This window comes from Pseudomonas sp. Arb-4-2C (genome assembly GCF_055755015.1).
This window is the reverse complement of the sequence record NZ_CM146899.1, coordinates 4,424,400-4,442,236: the sequence shown is the minus strand read 5'-3', so window position 1 is coordinate 4,442,236 and position 17,837 is coordinate 4,424,400. Positions and strand designations below refer to the sequence as shown.

The following is a 17,837-nucleotide window of genomic DNA, read 5'->3' as shown; positions in this document are numbered from 1 at the left end:
CGTCGCGCAGGTAATCGATCAGGTGAATGCAGGATGCAAGGGCAGCATTAATGGGGGATTAATCGCTGATTTTCGCGATATGACAGATTTTTCATCTACTGCCGACCGGTTTTTCACCGGTGCAACGCCAGTCTGCCCACGGCCAGAAAACCAAGAACCGGCCGTCTCACACTGGAGCTTTGCTTGCGATGAATAAACTGCCTCAAATTACCCTGGCGTTCTGGGTCATGAAAATCTGCGCGACGACCCTGGGGGAAACCGCCGGGGATTTGCTGTCGATGACCCTCAACGTCGGGTACGCCCTCAGCTCACTGATCCTGATCAGCGTGTTCGTGCTGACGCTGATCACCCAATTGATGGCCAAGACCTACAAGCCGCTGCTGTACTGGATCGTGATTCTGTCGACCAGCACTGCCGGCACCACCATGTCCGACTTCATGGACCGCACTCTCGGGCTGGGTTACGCCACCGGGTCGATGATCCTGATTGCGATTCTGCTGGCGATCTTTGCGGCCTGGCGCCTGAGCGGCGATTCGCTGAACGTCAGCAAGGTGCAGACCTTCCGGGGCGAGATGTTCTACTGGATGGCGATTCTGTTTTCCAACACCCTGGGCACCGCGCTCGGCGACTACCTGGCGGATGATTCGGGCCTGGGCTTTGCCGGTGGCGCGCTGCTGATCGGCTCGACCATTGCGGTGGTGGTCGCGCTCAAGTACTTCACGAAGATTTCGTCGGTGCTGCTGTTCTGGGTGGCATTCGTGCTGACCCGGCCGTTCGGTGCGACCTTGGGCGACTTGATGACCAAGTCTCACGAGAAGGGTGGCCTGGACTTCGGAACCATCGGTTCGTCGGCGGTGCTGGCGGGGATTCTGCTGGTGATGATTGTCGGTGCGTCGTATGCGCAGAAGCGTTATGGCAAGCAGGGCGTGGCTGCCGAATTGTCCTGATGGATCTGAAACCGGATTGAGGCATTCGCGAGCAGGCTCGCTCCCACAGAGGATTTGTGTTGATCACAGATCCAATGTGGGAGCGAGCCTGCTCGCGATGGGCCATGACAGCCACCGTTGCAGTGGCTGCATAAACCCGATCAGTCAGTCACGATCCGCGAGTGTTTCTGCGTGTCCTTCATGGTCACATAAACCAGCAGCGACACCGCAATGCACGCGGTCACGTACCAGTAGTAACCGGTTTCCATGCCGATGCTCTTGAACCACAGCGCGATGTATTCGGCGGTACCGCCGAAGATCGACACGGTGAGTGCGTACGGCAGGCCGACGCCCAGGGCGCGGATTTCGGTCGGGAACAGCTCGGCCTTCACCACCGCGTTGATCGAGGTGTAGCCGCTGACGATGATCAGCGCCGCCATGATCAGGAAGAACGCACCCCACCAGGTCTGGATGGTGTGCAGGGTCATCAGGATCGGCACGGTGAAGATCGTCCCCAGCACGCCGAAGGCGATCAGGATCGGGCGACGACCGATTTTATCGGACAGGCCACCGATGATCGGTTGCAGGCACATGAACAGGAACAGTGTGGCGGCAGAAATGGTGGTCGAATCGGAGATGCTCATGCCGACGGTGTTCACCAGGTATTTCTGCATGTAGGTGGTGTAGGTGTAGAACGCCAGCGTACCGCCCATGGTCAGGCCGACCACGGTCAGCAGTTCCTTTGGATGGCGCATCAAGGTGCGCATTGCGCTTTCCCTGGACTTCTCTTTCTTGGTAAACGACTCGGTTTCTTCCATGCCGCGACGCAGGTACAGCGCGACGACTGCGCACAATGCACCGATGGCAAACGGAATACGCCAGCCCCACGCGTACAGCTGTTCAGTGGTCAGCAGGTTCTGCAGCACGATCAACACGCCCAGCGCGATGAGCTGGCCGGAGATCAGGGTCACGTACTGGAAGCTGGAGAAGAAGCCGCGACGCTCCTTGGTCGCCATCTCCGACAGATAGGTGGCCGAAGTGCCGTACTCGCCGCCGACCGACAGGCCTTGCAGCAGTCGCGCGAACACCAGCAGGATCGGCGCGCCGATGCCGATGGTTTCATAGTTGGGGCTGAGGGCGATCAGCAAGGAGCCGAAGCACATCAGGTACACCGAGGCCATCAAGGCTTTCTTGCGACCGACCTTGTCCGCGTACAGGCCCATCAGCCAGCCACCGATCGGGCGCATCAGGAAGCCCACGGCGAAGATCGCGGCGGTGTTCATCAGTTGGGCAGTGGTGGAACCGGCGGGGAAGAAGGTCTTGGCGAAGTACAGCGAGAAGGCGGCGTAGACGTACCAGTCGTACCACTCGACCATGTTGCCGACAGAGCCGCTGAAGATCGATTTGATCCGGCTGGCGGTGGTTCTTGTCTTGGCAGGCGCAGCAGCCGACCCAAGAGGCAGGGCGTTGGAGTTATCCATTGAAGGATCCTTCGTTTAATTGTTTTTGTGGAGCGCGTTAAAACGCAGCCTGCCGGGGCTATAGCAGGAGCTGTGCCAACGGGAAGAGGGCCGGTTTAGAGGGGGCGGGGAGATTGGATGAGCGGAAATCCGCTTATTGATTGTGATTGGTGAGCGGAAAACTGCTTATCTGGCACAGGGGGGTGTCAGTTCTGGCCTCTTCGCGAGCAAGTCCGCTCCCACAATGGTCGGTGGTGTTCACACATTCTGTGCTCAGCACAAAAACCTGTGGGAGCGGGCTTGCTCGCGAAGGGGGCGGGACCTGCGCAGTCAACATTAGCTGTCCGGAACAAACATCTCCCGGCTCAACCCATGCCGCTGCAGCTTTTCATTGAACGTGCGGCGCGGCAGTTGCAACTCTTCCAGCACCGCTTTCACATCGCCCTTGTGCCGGGTCAGCGCAGCGCGCAGGCACTGGGCTTCGAAGGCTTCCTGCTGCGCCGCGAGGGACTGGCCGGGGTCGATGCCTTGCACCGGTTCATCCAGCCCCAGCACCTGGCGCTCGGCGACGTTCGCCAGCTCACGCACGTTACCCGGCCAGTCGTGGCTGAGCAGGTGGCTCAATTGCGTGCCGCTCAATGGCGGGAAGGTGCGCCCCAGGCGCTGGGCGGCGCTGAAGGCAAAGGACTCGAACAGCAGAGGAATGTCTTCCCGACGATCACGCAGCGGCGGCAGGCGCAGCTCGGCGACGTTCAGGCGATAGGCCAGGTCTTCACGAAAGCGTCCGGCCCGGGCTTCGTCGAGCAGGTCGGGCTTGGTCGCGGCAACGATCCGCAAGTCGACGCGAATACTCTGGTTCGAGCCCAGGCGCTCCAGCTTCTGCTCCTGCAATACCCGCAGCAGTTTCACCTGCTGGGCCAGCGGCATGCTTTCGATTTCATCGAGAAACAGCGTGCCGCCGTCGGCGTATTCCAGCTTGCCGATGCGCTTGCCAGAGGCGCCGGTGAACGCGCCGCTCTCGTGGCCGAACAACTCGGCCTCGAACAACTGCTCGGGAATTGCTGCACAGTTGAGCGCCACAAACGGCTTGTCCGCGCGCGGGCCGAAGTCGTGCAGGCAGCGCGCGATCAGTTCCTTGCCGCTGCCGGTTTCGCCGCGGATCAATACGTTGACCGGCAGAGCCGCCAGTTCCAGCACCTGCCGGCGCAAGGTCTGCATGCCCCGGGACACACCGAGCAGCGTGGCATCGAGTCTGGCGCGATGGTCGGCCTGCTCGTGCAGGGCGCGGTTTTCCAATACCAGACGACGCTTGTCGAGCGCCCGGCGCAGGCTGCCGAGCAGGGTTTGCGGGCTGAACGGCTTTTCAAGGAAGTCGTAGGCGCCGTCGCGCATGGCTTCTACCGCCATCGGCACATCGCCGTGACCAGTCAGCAGAATCACCGGCAGATCGGCATCACGCCGCTGCACTTCGGCCAATAACGCCAGACCACTGAGGCCGGGCATGCGCACATCGCTGAGGATCACCCCGGGGAAGTGCGCGGGCAGCGCCGCCAGGCAATCTTCGGCGCGGCTGAACAACTGCACCTCGAACCCCGACAGGCTCAGCCACTGTTCGACAGCGTTGCGGATGCTGCCTTCGTCATCGACCACTATCACTGAGTTGAGCATCAGATATGCGCCTCCAGATCGATCGGCAAGGTCAGGGTGAACACCGCGCCGGCCTCGCCATTTTCGACGCTCAGGCGCCCGCCGGATTCATGCACGATTGCGAAGGACACCGCCAGCCCGAGCCCCAGACCGTCACCCACAGGTTTTGTGGTGAAGAACGGATCGAACACCTGGTTCAGGTGTTCTTCGGCAATCCCGCCGCCATTGTCGATCACGCTCAGGCGCCACAGTTGTTCGTCCACCTCCAGGCGAATTTCCAGGCGCTTGCACGGTTTGCCCTGCATCGCGTCGAGGGCGTTGCGCAACAGGTTGATCAGCACCTGTTCGAGGCGGATCGCATCGCCACGCACCCAGGCGGGACGCGTCAGGTGCAGCACCAGACTGACCTGTTCATCACGCAGACGGGCGTCGAGCAATTGCAGCGACTGGTCGATCACGGTCGCCAGATCCAGCCGCTCGCGAAGGCCGCTGGGGCTCTTGCGGGCGAAGGTCTTCAGGTGACCGGTGAGCGACGCCATGCGCGTGAGCATCTCATCCACCGGTTTGAGCGCCTTGTAGGCGTCATCGACACGGCCATGGTCGAGCAGCAGGCGCAGCGTTGCCAGTTGCATGCGTTGCGCAGTCAGTGGCTGATTGATCTCGTGGGCCAGCGCCGCAGACATCTGCCCCAGCGCCGCGAGCTTGGCCGACTGCACCAGACCGTCCTGAGCAGTGCGCAGGTCGCGGGTGCGTTCTTCGACCAGTTGTTCGAGTTCTTCACGGTTGCGCTGGCGGATTTTCGACAGGCGCCAGCGCTGGTTGAGAAACAGCAGCAGAAACACCAGCGCCAGCCACACCCCGGCAGCGGCCAGCCCGGCGTTGCGTAAATCTTCGAAGGCTACTTGCGGGCGGCGCAACAAGTGCAGGGTCCAGCCTTCAGCGGCGAGCGGCAGCGATTCCCACAAATAGTCCGCCGTGCCTTGCGGGCCTTCGACCCGGCGCAGGTCACTGTTGTCGTCGAAGTGGCGCAGCGACAGATGCGTCAGCGGGCTCAGCGATTGCTTGTCGTACTGACGCGTGCGCTTGATCTCGGCCATGTCGCGGCTGTCCAGCGGCCGCAGCGAGCGATAGCGCCAGCCGGGCTGGTTGGCGATGAAAACGATCCCGCGTGCATCGCTGACCAACAGCGTGTCGCTGCCTTGGCTCCATTCGCGCTCCAGCTCCGGAAACTCCAGCTTGACCACCATCGCCCCGAGGAACTCGTCGTTGTCACCCAGCACCGCGCTGGAGAGAAAATAGCCGGGGATGCCACTGGTCACGCCCACCGCATAAAACCGCCCGCTGCCCTGGGTGCGGGTCTGGCTGAAGTACGGACGAAAACCATAGTTGTGGCCGACATAACTGCTGGGCAGGCGCCAGTTGCTCGCCGCCACCGCGAGACCGGTGTGATCAAGCAGTTCGAGGGTCGAGGACTGCGCCGCGCCGTTGATCTTTTCCAGTTTCAGATTCAGCACGTTCTGCTGCTCGGCCCCGACCGGCCCGGCCAGCGCGCCGCGCAGTTGCGGGTCCAGCGCCAGCACGGCGGGGAGGGCGCGATAGCGGTCGATCAGGGTGTGCAACGAATTGGCGTACAGCGCCAATTGCTGGCTGGCGCGGGTGGCGTCTTCCTCCAGCGCCTGACGTTCGGCGTGGCGGATCGCGAGCGTGGCGGCGATGGCCGCACCGGCGATGATCAGCAGGGTGTACAACGACAGACGCAGGGTACGGGAAGTCGGCAGCATGCTGGGCTAATGGATAAAGGGACGGGCGGGCACGATAGCATGCGCCCGCCCGTCCTGTTTGCCTGACGCATCGGCTCATCAGACATGGCTGAACTTGTGCGAATTCGAGAGCAACAGGGTTCTGGCGTAGGTCAGTTCGGTGATCACGGCTTGCGTTGCCTGTGTAAGGCTTTCGACGCTGTCGCCGAGGCTGTCCTTGAACAGACCAAAGGTGTGAACGGCATTGATGCCGCTCGTGTTGAATTGATTGACGACATCGGACAGATTGCTTTGCAGGGCGTCGATCAAGCCCGTCAGGTTGCGCTCGCCCTTGGCGATTTTTTCCGCTGACAGGTCTCCCATGGCACCGGTGATTTCATGGCTGATTTCCACGGCGCCCAACAGGGCGCTGGCGGTAGCACTGACTTCGCTGGCCATCGTCGGCGCGAGCTGTTTGGCCCCCAGACTGATGGCGGTGCTGGTGCCTTCTTTCAATCCCTTGAGGGCGCCTTTTTGTGTGCTGGGGAGCATTTTTGCGTACTTCTGCTCCATGTAGCTCAGGGGCGACATGGTCTTGTATTCGGCCTTCCTGATGATTTTTTCCGACGATACCCGGCTCGCCTTGAATTTGATCGAGGCGCTGGCGCCGGTGCGTTCGGCTGCGTAGTCCCACAGCGTACTGATGGTTTTTTTAGCGGCGAATCCGATCGCAACCCCGGCTAAATTGCCTACGCCGGGGGCGGCAACGCCCAGCGCCTGGGCACCGATGCCCACTGCGATTGCGCCACCGTAGGCGATCACCTGTCCGGCGATATGCGTTGCACCGCGGCGCAGAGTCGAGCCGGCGAACTCAGATGTCGAGCGGTGATTGAGAATCTGCTGTTGAGCATCCAGACCACGGCGTAACGACAGGGCCAGAATGTTCAAGTGTCGATCAACCTGATATGACAACTCCCGTCGTGCTCGGCGTCGTCCATTCTGCGCGGCACTTTGCGCCTTTCTCAGGCCACGTTCCTCGCGAGTTTCGGCCTGAAAGGCATCGCTCAGAGCCTGGCCATCGGTGTCGATGTAACCTGCCGGATTGTTACCGACAAAGGCATACAGATTCAGTCCATCGATATCCCCGGCCGGGTCGGCACTGACCCAGCGTTGCAGCCACGGTGCGTAATAGCGGGCGCCGTAATAATAGAGACCGCTGGCGTCCATCTCCTGACCCGAGTAACGGATGGTTTTGTAACTGGCTTCGAGCGCCGAACGGGCGGCCCACCATGCAGTGCCACCGAACGGGTAGTAATGCTCCAGACTGATGACGCCGGCGCGGTGGTCCAGCTCCAGCGCGCAGGAGCCGAGGTGATCGTCGAGGCTGTAACGCAGTTGGTCGTCTTCCAGTCCGGGTGGTCGGCCGTTGAGCCAGTGCAGACACCGAGCGCCGGACAGGACGATGACGTGCAGCTGCTGGCCGTCGCTGCGGGTGTGGATTTCCAGGCCGGGCAAGTAGCGTACTTCACGACGATGAGTGGCGGACAAGGTATGGCTCAGCCAGCACTTATAGACGCGCTCACCCTGGCTGTAGCGATAGCTTTCCTCATCGTCGGGCAGGCCATTGCTGTGTTGCAGCAAGGTCACGCGTGCCAGTTGATCGTGGCTGTCCCACACCAGTGGCAGGGTGCCGGGTTGTAGCCGCAATTGATTGCCGTGCAGGTCGAAGTGTTCGGCGAAGACCGGATCGGGATCACCGCTTTCGCAGCGAACGGCCCGGTTGCTGTGGGGATCGATGATCATGTGTTGGGTGAAATTATGGCCTGCACGCACGTGCTGCAACTCGACAAGATTGTTGCCCTCGTCGTACCGGTAATATTCGCTGTAGTTGAAGCGTCGCCCGGGATCGATGGGGGAAATCGGCTGTGGCAGCCCCGGCGATTGCTGGGGGATTTCACCCTCCAGGCCACGGCTTTCGATCAGCCGATACAACGAGTCGTAGACGAAGTGGCGATTGCCGTCGACCCGTTGATTGGCAAAGTACACCGTGGCCAGGCTGTGGTCTTCGATGCGCAGGATGTTGCCTGCGGGGTCGTAGACATAATGCAGATCCTGGAGCGGGGCTGCCTGATCCTTGCACGCCAGCGAATGGAGCAGCCGTCCATCGACCGGATCGTAATGCTGGCTGCGGCGAACACCGTTGCCGGCCAGTTGCCCGATCAGCCGACCCTCGGCGTTGTAGCGTGTTTCGCTGACCACCGTTTGCGCTGTACTGGCGCCCGCCAGCTGTAACGACAGTTGCAGCAATTGTCCGGCGACGTCGTATTGCGACTGTTGCCGGTGGCCGCCGGAGTCGGTGAGCTGCAACACATTGCCTTGCGGGTCGTAATGTCGATGGGTGGTGAAGGTGTCGGGTGCGTCGATGAAGGTGCGGGTTTCCCTCATTCCGTGGCCGAGCAGGCTATAGCTGCTGAAGACCACGTTGCCGGACGGATCTGTCTGTGTGGTCAATGCACCGCGCAGGTTAAACCCGGCGTTCGCGTTGTGGTCGGCATAGGTGTAGCGCTCGATCCCGATCTGCGAGTTTTCAGTGACGGCGATCACCCGCAGCAACAAGTCATGGTCATACCGCCAATGGTTGCCGCGCTGGTCCCAGCGTTGCCGTTCTTCACCCGCGAGGCCCGGCAACGAAAGTCGCCAGCCGGCGTCGACGCTGTCGATTTTCAACGCCTCGCCATTCAGCCGGCAAACCGTGGTCAGGCACGGCACATGAAGGCGTGGGTCCCATTGCTCGATCAGGCGTCCGCTCGTGTCGTGCCGTTGGCGGGTAATCTGGCATTCGACGTCGGCGCCCGCCACGGTGCGCAGGTAAGCCACCTTCCTGGCCGGCAATCCCCTGGGGTCGTGAGCCGACAGGGCAGGCGTTCGCCAGTGAACGGAATATGTCATGTCCGCACATCCGCGCAGTGGCTCATGTCAGGCAGCATTCTTCTGGGCTCGCCGCTGCGCGAGCAGGAACTGATTGTCGGTCGTGCCCATTTCTTTGTACCGCGTCATCATGGCTTGGGTGCGCTCGATATGGGACAGCGTGAAAAGGGTCTGGCGTCGCAGGGCAGTACGATTGATGGGCGCCAGGGTCTCTGCGGAGGTCATGTGGTTGATGTTTGGCAGCGAGTCAGCCGGGTAAACGGTGTCCGTGCCCAATGCATCGAACGCATTTTCAGCCCAGCCGGCACGCTGTTCGACTGCCGCTTTCCAGTCGCCAAGCAGGGTCTCGATTTTCTGGATCTTCACGGGGGTGAGCCGGTTCTTGATGTCCTCGGCTTCGATCGCCCGGGCAAACATGTTGATGGCTCCGGGAATAATCGATATCCACGAGGCCATGAGCCGGCCCATCACGAAGGAAGGGTTGAACACCGCGTTCAGGCCTGGATGAATCAGCTCATCCTTCATGTCTCGCCAGGACTTGATCTCCTTGACGGAACCCTTGATTCCCAGCCCCTCATCAATCGCGCTGACGGATATCTGCGAGGTCTGCGGAATCAGGGGTCCCATGCCGATCCCCACGCCATTCGCCACCGGGTCCACCATGGCCGTGGCCACATCGCCGCCGATGTTGCCGCCAACCATTCCGCCACTGGTGGTGTAGGGCGTGGTGAAAGGCACATTGGGAAACGCGAGATCAACTTGACCGCTGCCCGCAACACCACCCTCGTAGCCGACGACCCCTCTGACGACTTCGCCTGCCAGGTTCAGTGCCAGATTCGTTGCCACGCCTTCATCATGGAGAATGTTGTGGATTTGCCCGATCACCTGCGTGGCGTGTCCCTGGACCGCTGAAATAAACGCCGCATACAGCATGATCACCCCCTCTGCCCGGGTGTTGCCGCCAGGGTCGACATAGCGCAACGGGTTGTTCCCGACAAAACCGTACGGATTGAGCCCGTCGGCATCCCCCGCCGGATCGGCGCTGACCCAGCGCTGCAACCAGGGCGCGTAATACCGGGCACCGTAGGCATAAAGTCCGCTGACATCCATTTCCTTGCCTGAATAGCGCACGGTCCTGTAACTGACTTCCTGCGCCGATCGGCCGACCATCCATGCGGTAGCGCCGAACGGGTAATACCCCTCGTGACTGATCAGGCGCGCCTGCTGATCGAGTTCCATCACGCAGGAGCCCAGGTGATCGCCGAGGGTATAGCGCAGTTGATCGGCCTCGACATCGGTTGGCTGGCCCGCCACCCAGTGCAGACAGCGGACACTGCTCGAGCCGCCCGCGATAGAGATGATGTGCAGTTCTTCACCATTGTCACGCCGGCGGATTTCCAGCCCCGGCAGGTAGCGTACTTCCTCGAAGTGGCTGACGGTCGCGGTGTGTCGCTCATGGCGTTTGTAGAGTCGGGCACCCTGGCTGTAACGGTAGTATTCCCGGTCATGGGCGCCGTCATCGCGCTGTACCAGCGTCACTTGCGCCAACTGGTCTCGGGCATTCCATTGCAGGGGCTGGCCGGGTTGCAGGGCGAGGAGGTTGCCGTGGCGATCGAACAGGCTGGCGAAGTCCGGAGGCGGGTCGCCTTGCTGCCAGCGCACGCCGCGATTGCTGAGCGGGTCGATGACCATCTGGCGGGTATGGCTGGCACCGTCACGTACATGGATGAGCTCGGTCAGGTTGTTGCCTGGATCGTAGGTGTAGGTCTGGCTGTAATTGAGCCGGTTGCGCGGATCGGTGAGTTGCGGCAAACCGGGAATGTCGGTCAGCGGGCCGTCGTCGTAACCGCTGGCACTGTGCAGCCGGTACAGCGAGTCGTAGCTGAACCGGCGCTCACCGTCGATCCGCTGATTGGCGAAATGGCTGACCCTGAACGCATGGTCAATGATGCGCGTGATGTTGCCGCTGGGGTCGAAGATGTATTCGAAATCCTGGAGGGCAGGTTGCGTGCCTGTGTCCGAGGATTGCCTGTGCAGGCGACCATCGGCCGGGTCGTAACCCCAGCGGCTGACGACGCGATTGTCGGTGCGCTGTTCAATGATCTGCCCGGCGGCGTTGTACTGGGCGTCCTGCAACAGCGGTTGCCAGTCGTGGTTGCTGCTCAGTCGAAGCTGGCTGAAACGCAGTTGTCCGGCGATGTCGTAGCGCAACTGTTGCCGGTGTCCGCCAGCATCGATCTGTTCCAGCAAGGTACCCAGCGGACTGTACGTGCGACGTGTGAGAAAGGTCTCGTGGTCGTCGAGTCGGCGCGTCTCCTGCAAAGGCTGGCCGGCCAGTGCGAAGCTGTCGAACTGCAGCAATCCCGTCGAGTCCTGCAGCGCGAGCAGTTGTCCGCGAAGGTTGAACGCCGCACTGGCCGTGGCGTCGGCGTAGAGCCAGGTTTCGTGTTCCGGCTGCGTGGTGTTCTCGCTCGTTGTTGGCCGCAACTGCTCGTCGAACCTGTTACGCCAATGGTTGCCGCGTGCGTCCCAGCGCTCGAGCGCTTCGCCGGCAAGGCCAGGCAAGGTCAAGCGCATGCCGGCGTCGATACTGTCGATTTTCAGCGGCTCGCCGCTCAAGCCATATAACGTCACCCGGTTGGCAACCGGCAAGCGCGGATCCCATTGCGCAACCCTGCGTCCGGCGACGTCATGCTGCTGTCGACTCAGCAGGGCCACCGGCGTGTCTGCAGCGAAGGTGCGCAGGTAAGCGACCTGACGTACCGCCAGGCCGCGGCTGTCATGCGCCGTCAGTGCCGGTGTGCGCCAATGGACGTTCATGGCTGTGGTTCCGATTCGTCGGTGTCGTTGAAGTCTTCGCTGATGTGGTACCAGGGGTGATACGTCTCTCGAGAAAAATAGCCTTTGGCATTGACCAGCCTGATCGGGCGGCCGAGCACGTCGTAGAACAATTGATCGAAATACCCGTGTTCGCGCAGGGAGGCGTCGTTGATGTAGCGATGACTGTCGGCAAAGAACGGGCGGAATTGACGTACCGGCAGGCCCTTGTTGTTGTATTCGACCCGTTCGCTGATGCGCCAGCGCGGGTCGGCGTGTCGCACCAGCAGCTTGCCGCCCTCGACGACCAGCGCACCGTTTTCATCAACCACGTAAGCCTCTGCGGGTTCGACCAGTTGCTGGGTTTGCAATGATCGTCCGAAGCCATCGAAGCAGAGCTTGATAATTTGAAACTGGGCGGCAATCGGGTCATCGGGATAGCGGTCGGCACTGAGCAAGACGCTGTGCACCGGCTCGCGCGTACTGCTGGCGATGGCCGCCTGCAGTGCCTGCTGCATCGTGCTCGGTGCGCTGTTCTGCGCCAGTTGCCGTCGGGCGCTGGCGCGGATATGGCCGCTGGGCAGGACCAGACCGGCATCGACCCATTCGCGAAAAAAGCCGCTGGCCTCGCGCAGCATCAGCGGCAATTGCCCCATCCAGCTGAACAAGTCCTTGCGAAGCGTGCTGGCGGCTTTCTGCACGGCCTGCGCCGGGTCCGCGATGGCCGGGTCCGGGCGATGATCTTCCTGTCGCCGGTATTCGCTCAGCGGTCTGAAACCTGCCGCCTGAGCATTTTCAGTGCCATGAAACGTGGTGGTCAGTGGTTGTCCGGAAGGCTCGTAGATCGCCTCTTGTACGTTGTCATTGGCATCGATGATGCGCAGCGGTTGCAGTGCGTGATAGTCGTATTCGACACGGGTGGTGCAGCCGTCCGGCAGTTCGACGCGGATGAGCGCCAGGCTGTAAGGATCGTATTGCGCCTTGGTCACGCCATGGCTGGGGGTCTGGTGGTATTCGAGCACCCTGTGGAAACCTTCGGCCCCGGCGTATTGCGCAAAGTTGTAAAACGATGACCAGAGGTTCTGTTCGGCGTTTGCGGCGGGCGTCGTTTCGAACAAAAACGACATCGGCGTATAACCGATATTTTTCAACTCCACCCGGATGTCGAACGGGGGTGGCAGGTTGGCGTAGGTCTCCAGTGCAGTCTCGTCCAGTTGCGCGATCTCCAGCGGCCCGGCCAGCGCTTCGAAAGCGGCCTCGCCGTCCGGCAGCGCCGACTGGTCGGCACTCTGGAGATAACGCTGCACCGATTGCAGGGTGAGCACACGCAGAGCATTCCACTCGGGCGAGTCCTGATGCTGCGTCAGTTGCTCGTGGCTGACCTGATCAGGGGTGAGACCGTCCGGCAACGAACCGTTGGCAAGGTTCAGGGCATTGCCGCGCTGCTGCCAGGGAAGTCCCAGGCGCCAATGTTGCAGGTCCTGGTCCAGGTCAATGTAGCGGTTGCGAGTTTCGCTCAGATACCACGATTGCTGCGCTTCATCGTGGGCGTCGCGCCACCACTGTTGTTCGTCGGGATCGCTGTAGGGCGGCGCGTCCGAGACCTTGCGCCGACGTGGGTAGTTGAGGGTCATGGTGTGGGTCGGCATACCGTAGGGGTTGGCACACAGCGTGATGTCATGGGCGCACATCGGATCGTCGGCCAGACGTTCGTAGGCGTAGCTGATGTTCTCCAGCGGCAGCGGCAGCAGCACCGTGTCGGAGTAGTCGCCGCGCGGTCGCACTTCGCGCACCCGATAACGGTGTTCGACTACCGCATAGGGACAGGCCGTGGCCGGGTCATCAGCGCCAGCCCAGGTTTCGCTGCGGGCGACGGAGCCGGCCAGCGCCCGGGCAATTTCGTATTCGGTGGCGGCGTCGGGTGGTGTCACCGGTTCATCACATTCGTCTGCCGGGTGATAGCGGCTGAACAGGGTGTTGCCCAACGCAACCGCATCGGCGTCGCGGTTGAAATAACCTTCGCGTGAGCGCTCCATGGCCTGCCCGGTATGGAACCAGGTGCACACCCGCACCGGCGCGGTGAAACCGCTGTCGTCGTCACCGGCGGCTGATTCACTGTCGTACTGCTGCAGTCGGCCGAAGCCGCGGAACTCGCGCTCCTGACCGTCGTAGTTGCCCTCACGGTATTCGAATTCTTGCGTCAGACGGTTGCCGGTCACTTCGTCCAGCTGCAACTGCTGGCTGACCAGTTGCATGGGGAACGGCAAATGGCACGCCGGGATCCGGCCCGGGTCCTGGGCGAGCTGCTCGTATTTTTCGTCGAGCCACGCCTGTGCCGAGCTGCGATAGTGCACCTGTGAGCTACAGCCCATGTTGTTATTGCTGGCCGTCAGCAGATAGGGCTTGGCCGATACGAAGTCATAACGCCAGTGCCGCGGTGTCATGTGCGGTATGGTCAGAATCAGGCTGGCGCAACCCAGGCCTTGCAGGTCGGCGAAGGTGACCTGGCACAGGCGGTCGTAGCGCACGCCCGCAGGCCACGGGACGCGCACCGCCTCCGTCTGCAGGCCGTCGCCGCCGCGGTTCAAGTAAATGTCGAAACCATCCGAATTCAGATAGATCAACGCGGGTGCGCCGGATCCATCGAGGTCGGCGATCCGTACCCGTGCCGCATCGAAGGGTGTGTCAGTGAACACCGGGCCGCTGATTCGCCGGCTTTTGCCGAACCGGCCATGACCCAGGTTCGGCCAGCAGCGGATCTCGTCGTGACGGATGCGGCACAGCTCGGTCATGTCGCTGCCCAGCAGGTTGCCGAGGAAAACCAGTTCGTGACGAGCGTTGCTCAACAGCGGCAAGCGGTCATCGACCGGCAGGTGGTCAATCTCGGTCGCCGCGCTGAACCCTGCTTCGCGACGGTTGGCATACAAACGCACGGCCTGCGGGCCGACCATCGCCAGAGAATTGAGCCCATCGCCAGAGAAGTCGCCCAGTTGCGACAGGTTGTGAAAAAACTCGAGGGGGAATCCATCAAACTCAGTGAACGGTTCCCAGCTGCGATCCGCGTTCAGCGTACGAAAACCGCTCATGCCCGGCATCGCGATGATCCAGTCCAGGCGCCCGTCACCGGTCAGGTCGGCCAACAGTTGCTGCGCGGCTTTGTTGCGGTTGGCCACCGGCAACTGCTTCAGGGATGTCCATGCGTCGTAGGTGATTGCATCCGCCCCGGCGCTGGCACGTAACGGCTCGCGGTAATACCAGCATTGGTCATAGCGGCAGAGAAAACCCGGCAAGCCCTCGCCGAACAGATCGACGCAGTGGTAAGGCTGGTCATCGATGCCCGGTTGCGTCTCCAGTTCGAGCAAGCGACGCGGTGTCGGGTCAAGGGTGAAGGGCGAATGCTCGAACTCGATCGGCGGGGTGTCTTCCACGAAACCGTCGGCATCCCGCGCCTGATAGTGCGCAGCCGTGAGTTGACTGAATGGCGATTGCGGCGCGACCGGCGAATATTCAAACAACAGACGGCGCACCAGCACCGGGGTGGCGCCGGTGTGTTCGGCAAAATGATGGAACATCAACACCTGTCGGCACAGGCGTCGGGTGCCCAGTTCAAAGCCCTGGCCAAAGGTCGAAAAAGGGTCGGGTCGCGGCTTCCAGGGTTGCGAGGGATTCTCGGCGTACTCGGGCATTTCGGTCAGCGAAGTGCTGCGTTCGCCATAGTCGAACAACAAATGAAAATGCCAGTCGCCCTCGGCCGGACTTTCCTGCGTCCAGCCATACAGATCCGGGCTGGCGCTGGCATTGCCGTAGAACACTGCACGCAAGTAGCGCTGGGCGCGACAGTCGCGATCCGGGTCGCAGGCCTGTTCGTCGGCCTGATCGTCAGCCTTGTAATCGAAACCGATGTGTTCACCGTGGGTGTTCATGCTTTCGCACAGCAGCCAGTTGATCACTCGTAGCGGGTCATCGGGATCGGCCCGGCGTGCGGCAGCGGACTTGCCATACAGGTGCAGCGAACCATCGGCACCGTGGATCAGCCAGAATCCGGGCTGTACGCCGGTCTGCGGCTGCCAGTACTCGCGCAGGGCAAAATCGCTTTCCACACGTGGCCAGTAACGCACCACGTCATGTGGGCCGATGTCCACATTGTTGTAGCGATTCTCGCGGCGGGACAGGATCTGGCAGTTGTCGTCGAGTTCCGGCATCCACACCTGGCCGTCATGTCCGATGATCTCGTCATGGGCGGTGTAGTGCGGCACGCCTTTGTGGGTGCGACGGCTGATAGCGCCGAGGCCCAGGCTCCAGCCGACACCGAACGGGCCGTTGCCGGCCTGACTGCTGTAGGCCAGCGACAGTTGCGGATCCCAACCGCGACCGGCCGACAGCGGCAACGGCAGCTCGAAAGACGCCGCGCCCGTCTGCCCCACGGCCCCCCAGCTCTTGCCGATGGTGGCAATCGTCGAGCTCTTGGCAATGGACGGTGTTGTAATACTGAGGTCTTGATCAGCCATGGTCATATCCATTGCACACGTGAAGACGCGGGTGGATTGACGCTAGCAATAATCGCGAAAGCGGACACCTGTCAGATTTGACAGGTGCGATCGGGCCAAAGGTGTGAGTTTTTCTCTCAGGCAGAAAAAAGGCCGGCCCGTCGTGTGACGGGCCGGCCTTTTCTGCAGCTGCGGAACGCTTACTGCACTTCTACCGCCAGGCTTTCGGCGATCTTCTGTTGCCAGATCGCCGGGCCGGTGATGTGTACCGACTCACCGTTGCTGTCCACCGCGACGGTAACCGGCATGTCCTTGACCTCGAACTCGTAGATCGCTTCCATGCCCAGCTCGGCGAATGCCAGCACCTTGGACTTCTTGATGGCCTGGGCCACCAGGTAAGCGGCGCCGCCCACGGCCATCAGGTACACGGCCTTGTTGTCCTTGATCGCTTCGATCGCGGTCGGGCCGCGCTCGGACTTGCCGATCATGCCCAGCAGGCCGGTCTGCTCGAGGATCTGACGGGTGAACTTGTCCATCCGCGTGGCCGTGGTCGGGCCAGCCGGGCCAACCACTTCGTCACCGACCGGATCAACCGGGCCGACGTAGTAGATGAAGCGACCCTTGAGGTCTACCGGCAGGGTTTCGCCCTTGTTCAGCATCTCGACCATGCGCTTGTGCGCAGCGTCGCGACCGGTGAGCATCTTGCCGTTGAGCAGGACGGTTTCGCCCGGCTTCCAGCTCTGCACGTCTTCCGGGGTCAGGGTGTCGAGGTTGACGCGGCGGGCCGACGGACCGGCTTCCCAGACGATTTCCGGGTAGGCGTCCAGCGATGGTGCTTCCAGCGAGGCCGGGCCGGAACCGTCGAGCACGAAGTGCGCGTGACGGGTGGCGGCGCAGTTCGGGATCATGCACACCGGCAGGGAAGCGGCGTGGGTCGGGTAGTCCATGATCTTCACGTCGAGCACGGTGGTCAGGCCACCGAGGCCCTGGGCGCCGATGCCCAGCTGGTTGACCTTCTCGAACAGCTCCAGACGGATCTCTTCGATGCGGTTCTGCGGGCCACGGGCCTTGAGCTCGTGGATGTCGATGGATTCCATCAACACTTCTTTAGCCATGACCGCGGCTTTCTCGGCGGTGCCGCCGATACCGATGCCGAGCATGCCCGGTGGGCACCAGCCGGCGCCCATGGTCGGAACGGTCTTGAGCACCCAGTCAACGATCGAGTCGGACGGGTTGAGCATGGCCATTTTCGACTTGTTCTCGGAACCGCCGCCCTTGGCCGCCACGTCCACTTCCACGGTGTTGCCCGGGACGATGGAGTAGTGGATCACCGCCGGGGTGTTGTCCTTGGTGTTTTTACGAGCGCCCGCCGGGTCGGCGAGGATCGAGGCACGCAGCACGTTTTCCGGCAGGTTGTAGGCGCGGCGCACGCCTTCGTTGATCATGTCGTCCAGGCTCATGGTCGCGCCATCCCAACGCACGTCCATGCCCACGCGCACGAACACGGTCACGATGCCGGTGTCCTGGCAGATCGGCCGGTGGCCGGTGGCGCACATGCGCGAGTTGATCAGGATCTGCGCGATCGAATCACGGGCCGCTGGCGATTCTTCGCGCAGGTAGGCTTCGTGCATCGCCTGGATGAAATCCACGGGGTGGTAGTAGGAAATGAATTGCAGGGCGTCGGCAACGCTCTGAATCAGGTCATCTTGCTTGATCACGGTCATGAGTCGCGCTCCTCTAAAAGACGGGAACATTCAATAAGGTGCCTGCGGCTTGGGTGCATCGGTCGGTCGCAAGCACCTTTCAAGGCACGCCGGGGCTGCTGGCGCGACG

Annotated in this window: 8 protein-coding genes; 1 reads left to right on the top strand and 7 read right to left on the bottom strand. The window is 61.9% G+C overall.

Annotation, left to right across the window (positions count from 1 at the left end; genetic code table 11):
- The first annotated feature begins 188 nt into the window (after nt 1-188).
- Nucleotides 189-947, top strand: a complete 759-nt coding sequence (locus AC0J41_RS20080; RefSeq protein WP_473013414.1) for a COG4705 family protein — start codon at nt 189-191, stop codon at nt 945-947.
- A 140-nt stretch (nt 948-1,087) separates the two neighbouring features.
- On the opposite strand, the gene AC0J41_RS20075 is transcribed toward AC0J41_RS20080, so the two are convergent.
- The 7 genes from AC0J41_RS20075 to AC0J41_RS20045 form a co-directional block, all read right to left on the bottom strand.
- Nucleotides 1,088-2,407 (bottom strand): MFS transporter, encoded by a 1,320-nt coding sequence (locus AC0J41_RS20075; RefSeq protein ID WP_473013413.1) that lies wholly within the window; start codon nt 2,405-2,407, stop codon nt 1,088-1,090.
- Between the two features lie 315 nt (nt 2,408-2,722).
- On the bottom strand, nt 2,723-4,054 hold the full coding sequence (locus AC0J41_RS20070) for a sigma-54-dependent transcriptional regulator (RefSeq protein WP_025112736.1): 1,332 nt from the start codon (nt 4,052-4,054) through the stop codon (nt 2,723-2,725).
- The gene (locus AC0J41_RS20065) at nt 4,054-5,814 is read right to left on the bottom strand and encodes an ATP-binding protein (protein ID WP_473013412.1); all 1,761 of its coding nucleotides are present in this window, start codon (nt 5,812-5,814) and stop codon (nt 4,054-4,056) included. The genes AC0J41_RS20070 and AC0J41_RS20065 overlap by 1 nt, the downstream gene beginning before the upstream one ends.
- 78 nt (nt 5,815-5,892) lie before the next feature.
- On the bottom strand, nt 5,893-8,721 hold the full coding sequence (locus AC0J41_RS20060) for an RHS repeat-associated core domain-containing protein (protein ID WP_473013411.1): 2,829 nt from the start codon (nt 8,719-8,721) through the stop codon (nt 5,893-5,895).
- Between the two features lie 27 nt (nt 8,722-8,748).
- A complete protein-coding gene (locus AC0J41_RS20055) occupies nt 8,749-11,520 on the bottom strand; it encodes an RHS repeat-associated core domain-containing protein (protein ID WP_473013410.1) in 2,772 nt (923 codons plus the stop codon).
- Complete coding sequence (locus AC0J41_RS20050; protein WP_473013409.1) at nt 11,517-16,025, bottom strand: SpvB/TcaC N-terminal domain-containing protein; 4,509 nt, start codon at nt 16,023-16,025, stop codon at nt 11,517-11,519. Before AC0J41_RS20050 ends, AC0J41_RS20055 begins: the two co-directional genes overlap by 4 nt.
- Before the next feature lie 179 nt (nt 16,026-16,204).
- Nucleotides 16,205-17,728, bottom strand: coding sequence for a fumarate hydratase (locus tag AC0J41_RS20045; protein WP_127648340.1), 1,524 nt, complete (start codon nt 17,726-17,728; stop codon nt 16,205-16,207).
- Nucleotides 17,729-17,837: the final 109 nt, after the last annotated feature.